This is a genomic window from Boseongicola sp. (assembly GCF_057460485.1).
In genome coordinates this window covers 1-10,379 of the sequence record NZ_JBVCWP010000136.1, presented here as the reverse complement: position 1 = coordinate 10,379, position 10,379 = coordinate 1, and the positions used below count along the sequence as shown (strand labels likewise).

Annotated in this window: 11 protein-coding genes; 3 read left to right on the top strand and 8 right to left on the bottom strand. The window is 57.9% G+C overall.

Annotated features, from left to right (window positions below; genetic code table 11):
- A partial coding sequence (locus tag AC221Y_RS14680) for an alpha/beta hydrolase (protein ID WP_486707608.1) occupies positions 1 to 787 on the top strand: 787 nt, incomplete at its 5' end.
- Between the two features lie 263 nt (positions 788 to 1,050).
- Positions 1,051 to 1,557 (top strand): hypothetical protein, encoded by a 507-nt coding sequence (locus AC221Y_RS14675; RefSeq protein WP_486707607.1) that lies wholly within the window; start codon positions 1,051 to 1,053, stop codon positions 1,555 to 1,557.
- On the opposite strand, the gene AC221Y_RS14670 is transcribed toward AC221Y_RS14675, so the two are convergent.
- Positions 1,524 to 2,339 carry a bifunctional allantoicase/(S)-ureidoglycine aminohydrolase gene (locus AC221Y_RS14670; RefSeq protein ID WP_299757937.1) on the bottom strand — a complete coding sequence of 272 codons (816 nt, stop codon included), beginning with the start codon at positions 2,337 to 2,339 and terminating at the stop codon, positions 1,524 to 1,526. The two genes, AC221Y_RS14675 and AC221Y_RS14670, sit on opposite strands and share 34 nt — an antisense overlap.
- A 290-nt stretch (positions 2,340 to 2,629) precedes the next feature.
- Positions 2,630 to 3,865, bottom strand: coding sequence for a mandelate racemase/muconate lactonizing enzyme family protein (locus AC221Y_RS14665; RefSeq protein ID WP_486707606.1), 1,236 nt, complete (start codon positions 3,863 to 3,865; stop codon positions 2,630 to 2,632).
- A 40-nt stretch (positions 3,866 to 3,905) separates the two neighbouring features.
- On the opposite strand from AC221Y_RS14665, the gene AC221Y_RS14660 reads away from it, so the two are divergent.
- Positions 3,906 to 4,340 carry a GNAT family N-acetyltransferase gene (locus AC221Y_RS14660; protein WP_299757932.1) on the top strand — a complete coding sequence of 145 codons (435 nt, stop codon included), beginning with the start codon at positions 3,906 to 3,908 and terminating at the stop codon, positions 4,338 to 4,340.
- A gap of 260 nt (positions 4,341 to 4,600) precedes the next feature.
- Here AC221Y_RS14660 and AC221Y_RS14655 read toward each other — a convergent pair whose 3' ends face one another.
- The 6 genes from AC221Y_RS14655 to AC221Y_RS14630 all read right to left on the bottom strand — a co-directional run bounded on the left by AC221Y_RS14655 (position 4,601) and on the right by AC221Y_RS14630 (position 10,361).
- Positions 4,601 to 5,692 carry a zinc-binding dehydrogenase gene (locus AC221Y_RS14655; RefSeq protein WP_486707605.1) on the bottom strand — a complete coding sequence of 364 codons (1,092 nt, stop codon included), beginning with the start codon at positions 5,690 to 5,692 and terminating at the stop codon, positions 4,601 to 4,603.
- Positions 5,693 to 5,799: 107 nt separating this feature from the next.
- Positions 5,800 to 7,002, bottom strand: a complete 1,203-nt coding sequence (locus tag AC221Y_RS14650) for a TCR/Tet family MFS transporter (RefSeq protein WP_486707604.1) — start codon at positions 7,000 to 7,002, stop codon at positions 5,800 to 5,802.
- Positions 7,003 to 7,090: 88 nt separating this feature from the next.
- Positions 7,091 to 7,879 (bottom strand): 3-oxoadipate enol-lactonase, encoded by a 789-nt coding sequence (pcaD, locus tag AC221Y_RS14645; protein ID WP_299757925.1) that lies wholly within the window; start codon positions 7,877 to 7,879, stop codon positions 7,091 to 7,093.
- A gap of 15 nt (positions 7,880 to 7,894) precedes the next feature.
- On the bottom strand, positions 7,895 to 8,875 hold the full coding sequence (locus tag AC221Y_RS14640; RefSeq protein WP_486707603.1) for a threonine ammonia-lyase: 981 nt from the start codon (positions 8,873 to 8,875) through the stop codon (positions 7,895 to 7,897).
- Positions 8,854 to 9,675 carry an alpha/beta fold hydrolase gene (locus tag AC221Y_RS14635; protein WP_486707602.1) on the bottom strand — a complete coding sequence of 274 codons (822 nt, stop codon included), beginning with the start codon at positions 9,673 to 9,675 and terminating at the stop codon, positions 8,854 to 8,856. Before AC221Y_RS14635 ends, AC221Y_RS14640 begins: the two co-directional genes overlap by 22 nt.
- Complete coding sequence (locus AC221Y_RS14630; protein ID WP_486707601.1) at positions 9,675 to 10,361, bottom strand: haloacid dehalogenase type II; 687 nt, start codon at positions 10,359 to 10,361, stop codon at positions 9,675 to 9,677. Before AC221Y_RS14630 ends, AC221Y_RS14635 begins: the two co-directional genes overlap by 1 nt.
- Positions 10,362 to 10,379: the final 18 nt, after the last annotated feature.

The following is a 10,379-nucleotide window of genomic DNA, read 5'->3' as shown; positions in this document are numbered from 1 at the left end:
GCCGCTGCAATATCGCTCGCCGAGCTTTCCGGTGAGAGCGATCTTGGCGTTTGCTGTGATCTTGATTTCGGTTTGGATATTGGAAGCAGCGTGCAGCGACATCACTATTTCACAGTCTAATATCGGGCAAACGCCGGACACACTATATGCCAAGCCGGGTGCGGATGGTCCCACTGTGTTTGTGGCCCATGGCTTTGCGGGGTCTCAGCAGATGATGCAGGGCTATGCACTGCCACTTGCGCGTGCGGGATACAGAGTATTCGCTTTTGAATTTATGGGGCACGGACGGCATCCGGTGCCCATGTCTGGCGACGTTAATTTGGTTGACGGAACGACCCGACTTCTGGTGGAGCAAGCTTCAGACGTCATCGGCGCTTTGGCCAAGGACAATGAGCCCTATGCGCTACGAGGTCACTCAATGGCGACGGACATCTTGGTTCGTGTGGCAGCGTCTCGAAAGGATGTTGGCCCTGTTGTGTTGATCTCGGCACTTTCGCAGATCGTCGATCGGACCACGCCCGAAAACCTGCCACTGGTGACCGGCGCGTGGGAGCCTGGACTGCGGGCGTTTGCGGTGGATGCGTTGAGGATGGTCGACGCAGACGCGTTTGAAGGCGAAGCCGTAAGTGACGGTGCGATAGTGCGCCGGGCCATTGCAGCCCCGTTCACAGAGCACGTATCGATTTTGCAGAGCCGTGTGGGCCGCGGTGAAGCGGTGCCTGGCTGGACGGCGCTTACGGGCGCACGTCTGACGTCACGATCCTGCCGACCGGGTTTGCAATTATAGGATTGCTTGCTGGTTTGATGGTGATGTTTCGAAGCGTAGCCGGGCTCTTGCCGAGGCGTGATTCCCAGTTGCGCGCTGTCTGGTCGTCAAATAGCGATCTTTTGTCTCGCGCCGACCGTTGCGATCCCTCTTATTGCAGGGGCCGTCAATCTCAATACCTTGCCGGTTCTCGTGGCTGAGTATCTCGGGCTGCATCTGTTGAGTTTTGGTGGCATCCGGCTTGTTCTGCTTCGAATTTGGGCCGAACCACTTAGGCGTCCTTATTGGCGCTTCTGGTTTGGTGCATCTTGTTCGGTGTTGTCCTTGACCGATATGCCACAAATTTTTGGCCGACGGCTCAGCGCGTCTGGATCATCGTGGCAAGGATGCTTGGGGCCGTGCCTTACATGCTTGCGGACGCGGTTTTGACAACGGACGCCTCATTTTGCGGCGTCTTGGCTTGCGCGTCAGTTTATTGGTGTCACTTGGCAATGCCGTGGCGCTGGATTTTGAGGGGCTGTTTTTTTCTCATCATGATCGCGCCCGTTCTGGTGCTGTTTTACCTCGTGTTTGGGACCATAGGGCGGCATGCTTCGCGCAAGGGCGGGCCAGTGTCTTCCGGGATTGCGCTAGGAATTGTTTTGGCTGGGGCGCTGGGTGTCAGCTTCCCGCTTTGTTCAACGCACGCTGGACGTGTCGCAAGATCAACCGAGCGACACGTCTCTTCAGTGATCACGATTAAAACAACGGCGATCAATCACAGTTTCATGTGGCGGTTGACGTCTTTGTAGAGAAGGTATCGGAACTGGCCTGGACCACCCGCATAGCAGGCTTGAGGGCAAAAGGCGCGCAGCCACATATAGTCACCCGCTTCCACTTCGACCCAGTCTTGATTGAGGCGGTAGACGGCCTTGCCTTCAAGAACATAGAGGCCGTGTTCCATGACATGGGTTTCGAGGAACGGAATGATTGCTCCGGGTTCAAAGGTCACGATCGTGACGTGCATGTCGTGACGAAGGTCTGTTGGGTCCACAAAGCGGGTCGTTGCCCATTTCCCATCCGTTTCGGGCATGACCGTCGGCGCGACGTCTTGTTCGTTGGTCACGATCGTTTCGGGATGGGGCAGTCCTTCAACGGCCTCGTAGGTCTTTCTGATCCAGTGGAACCGACTGACGGCTTGTGAGGTATTGTGCAGTGTCCAGACGGCGTCAGGCGGCAGAAATGCGTAACCGCCGGGAGAAAGCTCGTAGGTGGCTCCGTCGACGGTCAGGCGCATCTGTCCTTCGACAACAAACAGAACGCTTTCGACACCTGATTGGGTTTCGGGGCGGTCAGAACCTCCGCCGGGCGCGACTTCCATGATGTATTGCGAGAACGTTTCGGCAAAGCCACTGAGAGGCCGTGACAGGACCCAAAGTCGGGTCTTCGACCAAAATGGAAGGAAGCTGGTCACAATATCGCGCATCGTGCCTTTGGGAATAACCGCATAGGCATCCGTGAACACAGCCCGGTCGGTCAATAGCTGTTCTTGACCCGGATGGCCGCCAGTTGGAGAAAAATACTTTGGTAACATATATTTGCTTTCCAGACGCCTTTGAACTGTCACCAGTATGTTGTGTCGGGGTTACTTCGGCCAGCCATGCAAGTCCGATGACACCTTTCGGGATGTTTTGAAAGTGAGTGACCGTTTTCAAATGGCGCTCACCGAAAACCGTTCGATGCGTAGTTTCGGCTGCCTTTCTTTAAGATGCTGTTTTCCACCCCTTCGGGCGCGGATGTGCCGCGCAGCATTTGTCTAGGAGCAAGGGCGTGTAGCTTGGTTTGATGACGTAGATAATACGATCGCACTGCATCGTTGCCGGGTTAGTTTTCAGGCTTCGACGGCGCGCCGCCTTCAAAAATGTTGGGGGCCGCGTAGCTGATTGGAGCTTCCTGCATTTCGAGGTGAAGGCCATCGTCGATAAGGGGATGCGCGCGGGCGAGGGCCTCGTCTACCTCGATTCCGAGACCGGGCGCTGTGGGAGCTTCGATGTAGCCGTTCTCGACAGAAATCGTATTCCCGATCAGCGCCTTGTGAAAGTCGGTTTCAATGGTTTCGGTCATCAGAAGATTTGGGATCGACATAGCAAGATGGACGTTTGCCGCCCACTCAACGGGACCTGCATAGAGATGTGGCGCGATTTGCGCGTTGTAGGTTTCGGCGATGGCTGCGATCTTTTTTGTCTCCCAGATACCGCCGGAACGGCCTAAGGCGGGTTGCAGGATATTTGCCGCTCCGGCTTGAAGAACTGCGGCGAACTCGGCCTTTGTGGTAAGGCGTTCACCGGTTGAAACGGTGATCGACGTCGCACGGGCGACCTCGGCCATGGAGGCGACGTTGTCGGGGGGGACTGGCTCTTCGAACCACAGCGGATTATAGGGCTCGATCGCCTTGGCCATGCGGATTGCGCCGCCCGTTGTGAACTGGCCGTGGGTGCCAAAGAGAAGGTCAGCACGCGGGCCGACGGCGTCGCGGATGGTGCGGCAGAAGGCGGCGGAAGTGTCGATGTCGTGCAGCGAGGGTTGGTGACCGCCGCGCAGGGTGTAGGGGCCTGCGGGGTCGAATTTGACGGCGGTATAGCCTTGTTCGACAAGGGCAATTGCGCTTTCTGCCGCCATGTCGGCGTTGCCCCAGAATGCGGGCAAGGGGTGATGGGCGAGCGGGTAGAGGTATGTGTAGGCGCGGATGCGGTCATTCATACGGCCACCGAGAAGCGCCCAGACGGGGCGGCCACGGTCTTTGCCGAGGATGTCCCAGCACGCGATTTCAAGCCCTGAAAACGCGCCGATCACGGTAGGATCGGGGCGTTGGGTGAAGCCGCTCGAGTAGGCGCGACGGAACATTAATTCAATGTTTTCGGGGCTTTCACCGGCCATGTGGCGGGCAAAGACATCGGTGATCACTGCTTTCATCGCCTCGGGGCCGACAGCCGAGGCGTAACACTCTCCCCAGCCGGTGATGCCTGTGTCGGTTGTCAGTTTGACGAGGATCCAATAGCGCCCCCCCCATCCCGGGGCTGGCGGAGCGGTGACGATGATGTCAAGATCGCTGAGTTTCAATGACTTGGCCCTGTCTTTGGTCGTATGAGAGTTGCTTCAGATGAACCCAATCACCATTCGCAACCTCGGTCCAGAGGACGTGCATATTCTTGAACGCGTTCGTGAAGGCACGTTTGACAATCCGATTGATCCTTCCCGAGCTTACGGGTTTTTGGCGACGCGTGTGAACGAGATTGTTGTGGCTTTGGATCAGGGCGAAGTCATTGGCTTTGCGAGCGGAACTGTGATTATGCATCCGGATCAGCCGTTCTCGTTTTTTATCAATGAGGTGGGCGTGCACGAGGCGTATCAGCGCCACGGGATTGCTTCGCGGTTGATGAAGCGGATCGTCGATCTGGCACGGGACCGGGGGTGTGAGAGCATCTGGGTCGCGACCGAGCACGACAACCATGCTGCACGCGAGTTGTACCGCAGCCTTGGGGCGCACGAGACGGAAAGCGTCGTTTTGTACGAATGGGACGGCGAAAGGCTTTGACGGGGAGTTAATGCTTCGGGCGGTGGGTGTTGCCGGTCTTTTGCGGGATTGGCGTGAATCACCTCTAATCTTTGGCGTTAGCGCTGAGAGCACAACGTCGGTATTTGTATCGGTATTATGCCGATGCATATTCGAGAAAACGGAATTCTTTCATACAACGTGCGGTGATTTGCAGCCAATTTGGTAGATTTTCCGTGTTCGGCTAACAGGTATTTTGAAAAGGGGTGAAGAGGGCCGCGTAGAGACATGATCTTAGGCGCCTATTCCTTTTTTTGGCCGAAGATAATCACGTTGCGGCGTGCGGCACCGGATTTGGTATCGGCGATGGCCTCGTTGATCTGATCAAGGGACCAGCGGCGGGAGATTAATTCGTCAAGCTTGAGGCGCCCCTGAAGGTAGAGGTCCACGAGCCAAGGGATATCGCGGGCCAGTACGGTATTGCCCATTTTAGAGCCGACCATGGATTGGCAGGCTGCTGCGAAGTTGCCGGGCTCAAAGGAAGAGGCTGCTCCGGTCGGGGGCATACCGACCATGACGAGGCGACCACCAGGCGCCAGATAGTTCGGCGCGGTTGAATACACGGCGGGAACGCCGACGCTGACAAAGACGGCGTCGGCGCCGCGACCGGTGATCTCGCGCAAGCGATCCCAGGGCGCCGGGTCTGTCGCGAGGATGCCGTCGGTGGCGCCGAAGGCTTTGGCGTCGGTGAGTTTCTCTTCTGAAAGATCAACAGCGACGATACGGCGGGCGCCAGCGATGGCGGCGCCCTGAATTGCGTTTAGTCCGACGCCGCCCGCGCCGATGACGACGACGTCTTCGCCGGCTTGAAGCCTTGCTGTATTCACGACCGCTCCGACACCGGTGATCACGCCGCACGACAAAAGAGAGGCGACATCGAAGTCAATCGCGTCGGGGATCGGAGCTATCTGGCTTTGGTCAACCACGACTTTTTCGGCGAATGCTCCGCAGTACATGGCCTGTTCGATGGGAGTGCCATCGGGCAGTGCGAGGGGTGCCGGACCCATGGGACGCTCGCAGATCACGGGTTTGCCCGCGCTACAGGTTGGGCAGGTGCCACAGGAGCGGATCAGTGTTACGATCACACGGTCGCCGATTGTCTGGCCGGTGGCGTCGGGGCCAAGGGCGCTGATGTATCCTGCGGCTTCGTGGCCGTAAACTGCAGGGAGCGTGCCGCCCCAGTGGCCGTCTGCGTAGGTTATGTCTGAGTGGCAGATGGCGCAGGCTTTCAGAGTAACCTCGATGGCACGGCCCGCCGGGGCGGCGAGGTGGACGGTTTCGATTGCGAGCGGCTTGCCAAACTCGAAACAGACGGCGGCGCGGATTTGTTGCATGGGTAGTGGCCTTGGTTAGTGGTTTTGGTCAGGGTGGCGATTGAGCGGCAGGCTTCGCGTCAGAAATCGACTTTGGATGGCGGAAAACGGGTTAAATGCGACCTATGTCAGGCGGTTTGGGCGCGCGGCGTGGCGAGGAAGACGACTGCGCAGAGGACCATGAGTACCATAGACAAAAGAAACGGTGCGCCGGGCAGGAAGTAGGCGGCGTCTTCGCGGGCAAAGGCTGCGAAAATTTGCGTCATGATAAGCGGTGAGATTATTGTGGCGAGGGCAGAGGTCGATGATAACACGCCTTGCAGCTCGCCCTGGCTATTGTCGGATGTGGCGCGCGACATCATTCCTTGCACGGCGGGGGTGACGACGGCTCCGAGTGCTGTGAGGGGGATAAATATGATTGCGAGGAACCCGCTTTCAACAAAGGCGAGGATGATAAAGGCGAAGAAGTTGAAGGCGAGCCCATAAAGAATTGTGCCGCGGTCTCCGAGCCAGCGCAGGATGTAGCGGATGAGACCGCCTTGCACGATGGCCATGGCGATGCCGAATGCGGCGAGCGAGAGGCCGATCATTCGAGGCTCCCAGCCAAAGCGGGCCTCGGTATAGTAGGCCCAGATCGAGGGGTAGACCATGAAGGCGACCTGATAGAGGAAGAAAAGAACAAGGAGGCGGCGCAAAAGCGGACTTGCAGAGACGTTTTTGAAGGCTCCGAACGGGTTGGCGCGGGCCAGCGACAGCGGCCGGCGGTTTTCGTCCTTGAGGGTCTCGGGCATGACAAAATAGCCAAAGACGAGGTTAAGTGCGGCGAGGGCAGCGGCGGCATAGAAGGGCGCGCGGGTGCCGAATTCAGCGAGAAGGCCGCCAAGCAGGGGGCCGAAAACGAAGCCCATGCCGAAGGCCGCGCCGATTATGCCGAAGCGTGCTGCTTTTTCTTCAGGCTTCGAGATATCGGCCATGAACGCATAGGCCGTAGATTGGGTGGCGGCGGCGACACCGCCAATCATGCGACCGACCAACAGGATCCAGAATGCGCCCGCCAGCGCCATGACAATGTAGTCCAGCGCCATGACGAGTAGCGAGATCAGCATGATCGGGCGGCGACCATAGCGGTCGGAAAGCGCGCCGATGATCGGACCGAAGATAAACTGCATAAAGGCGAAAGCGGTGACGAGGACGCCTCCGTAAAGGGCAGCGTCGGCAAGCGGGATATCGGCCACTTCGCGCAGAAGCGACGGCAACACCGGCAAGATCAGGCCGATGCCCATGGAATCGATCACGGTGGTTGCGATGACGAAGATCAGGGGCAGGCGCATACAGGGCTTTCGGGAGAGGAGTTGCGCTTTGATAGGGTAGGAAATGCTGGCCGGGAAGGGAGGTTGACCGCGGTGTCTCAGGGTTTCCTCAAATGTGGCCAATGTCCTTAAGGAAAGTCGTTAAGATTTCGACGTATTCGCCCGATTTGTCGACACACGGAAGGTGACCGGCACTCCGGATTAAGTGAAACGATGAGCCCTTCACCAAAGTGGCAGTCTCGCGCACAAGGTCGGGGGGGGTAGAGCCGTCTTCGCTTCCCGCGATCGCGAGAGTCGGCAAGGTCAGGCCGGCTGTTGTGGTGTAAAAGTCGGTGCCTGCAATTGCGGCCACGCAGCCAATATAGCCTTCCAGAGGTTGCCGGGTCAGCATCGAGCGCCAGGCACTGACCTCGGCGGTTTTTCGGAATTTCGACGAAAACCAAAGTGCCATAACGGTGTCTGCGATTGCCTCAAGTCCGTCGTTTGCCACGGCGTCAATTCGGTTTTGCCATGTTTGCACAGTGCCAATTTTTGCTGCGGTGTTGGACAGAACCATGGCGCGGACCTGATCCATGCGTTTTACCGCAAGACCTTGGGCGACCATGCCACCGATAGACAGCCCGACAAATACGCAATCACGCACGGCGAGATGATCCAAGAGCGCTTCGGCGTCCGATATTAAGGCACCCATCGAATAAGGCGGTGCTAACGCGTCGGTCAGGCCGTGACCGCGCATGTCATACCGGATGAGGCGCAAGCCTTGTGGAAGGCCTTCCACGACTTTATCCCAGAGCCGCAAATCGGTTCCAAGAGAGTTGGCGAAGACAACAGGACGGCCATGCGGGTCGCCGTCGTCGCGGTAATGAGTTTTAAGACCGTCGAGATCGGCAATCAGCATTTGGGCTCTCCGTTGTTAACCATATTTCTCCAATGCCATACGAAAGAGGGGCGCGTCTACATTTCCGCCTGAGGCAACCGCGATGACATCTTTGGTGTCGGTTCGATGAAAAAGGGCGGCTGCAAGTGCCACAGCTCCGCCGGGTTCCAGAACAATCTTCAGCCGGTTGAACGCGATCGCCATGGCGCGCAAAGCGTCCTCTTCGGAAACGACAATTCCGGGGCCGCAGTGAGCCGCCATAATGGGGAACGTGATCTGGCCGGGGCTTGGTGTGACGATAGCATCGCAGAGTGATCCGGAGCGGCGCGTATTGGTTTGGATCACACCGGTGGCCAATGAGCGCGCTACATCGTCGAATTCTTCAGGCTCCACCGTGTAGGGCTTCAATGCGGGGGCTTTGCCCGCAAGAGCGATTGCGATGCCGGAGGTCAGACCGCCGCCGCCGCAGCAGATCAGAACATCGGCGCTGTTGAGGCCCGCCGCGGCCGCCTGTTCCGCGATTTCGAGGCCGGTTGTTCCCTGACCTGCGATGACCTGGGGATTGTCGAATGGCTTAATCAAAGTCAGCCCGCGGTCGCCAGAGAGCCGGCCTCCGATTTCGTCGCGATCTTCTGTGTCTCGGTCGTAGAGAATGACTTCGGCGCCGAGAGCGCGTGTGTTAGCGATTTTTAATTCTGGCGCGTCTGCGGGCATGATGATGACGGCTTTCGATCCCATTTCACGCGCGGCCAAGGCGACGCCTTGGGCATGATTTCCCGACGAAAACGCGATGACTCCGGCGGCGCGTTGGGCATCGCTTAATGCCGCGACAGCATTGCGTGCGCCGCGGTATTTGAAGGAGCCGGTCTTTTGGAGACATTCTGCTTTTACGAAGACGCGGCGGCCCAAATCCGCATCCAAAAGTGGCGCATTTAGAAGGGGCGTGCGACAGGCGTGACCGCGAAGGCGGATTGCCGCGTCTTCAATATCCGAGATTACGGGAGCAAGGTTAGCCATGCGCGGAGTGCCTCCAAAGATGCGGGTTCGTCAAGGAACGGAACATGACCACGGTCAGCGATTTCTGCTCGGATCATGTCGGGGCGGCGGCGCGCCATTTCGTTTGCAGTCTCAGACGAAAGAAGGTCGGAATTTGCACCACGGATTAGAGCAATCGGTAGCCCAGCGAGCGCGTCAAAAAGCGGCCACAGGTCGGGCATGGGCTGTGTTCCAGCGGAGATGATCGCGTCGCGTAGCGTGGGATCATAGTTAATTTCCAGACCGTCGGGCGTTTGGATATAGTGCCTTTCCGCCTCTTCATTCCACCGGGATTTTGGGACATTTTCAAAGCCGGATAGGAGATGCGCGCGCATGATCGCCGCGTCCTCAAGCGTCTTTTGAACCGGGTTCTTGCCTATGTAGTCCTTGATGGTCTCAAGGCCTGAGGCGTCCAATTCGGGACCAACATCGACGAGGCAAACACCGATGAGGCGAGGCTTTGCCAAGGCTGCAAGAAGCATCGCGATCAGGCCGCCACGCGACGTGCCCAAGATAGCGATTTGCCCTAGTTCGAGATGATCAAGAAGGGCGATGACATCACCTGCCTCGATCGGGATTGTGTAGGTGTCCGCTCCGGACCATGCTGATTTTCCGCGACCTCTATAATCCATACGAATCAATCGCTTGGTGGATAGATGTGGTGCGACATAGTCAAAATCCTGGCCGTTGCGGGTCAGGCCGGCGAGGGCAAGAATTGGTGCGCCATTACCCTCGTCGGTATAGTGAATTCGGGTCCCGTCGGGTGCGTGAAAGTCTGGCATTAAAGGTGTCCGGCCAGGTCGGGAATAGGTATTAGATCTGCCAAGATATGAGCGGGTTTTCCCGGGAGCCTGTCAAGGGGCTCGCCTGCGCGATTTATCCATGCTGTGTGGAAGCCGTATGCTGCCGCTGCGGCGGCATCCCAGCCGTTGGCGGAGATAAACAGTACCTGATCGGGAGAGGCGCCAAGGTGAGTTTCAATCAGATCATAGACGACGCGCGCGGGCTTAAAGATACCAACTTCTTCTACCGACAGAACTGTATCAATCGACTCGCGCGTGCCGGAAAAGTCGACGGCACCATCGAGCATTTCAGGAGAACCGTTCGAGAGGATTGCTGTCGTGAACCCCGTCGCTTTCAACGTGGCGAGAACTGCGTGTGCATCCTTGTAAGCCGGAAGCTCCCAATAGAGCGCGAGGAGTGTTTCGCGCAGAACCGGATCGTCGATGTTGGCGGCTTCAAGCGCCCAGTCGAGCGCATCTTGTGTCACGTCCCAAAATGGCACGTACTGTCCGGTTACGGCGCGCAGCCAACTGTATTGAAGCTGTTTCATGCGCCAGTCGGCAGCAAGCTTAGGCCAGATTTCGGCGAGCTGATCTTGCCCGGGTTGCTCTGCGGCGCACCGAGCGGCTGCGGAGACGTCGAAAAGGGTGCCATAGGCATCAAAGACGCAGGTGGTGACAGGCATTTTGCGGGACCTCCTTTT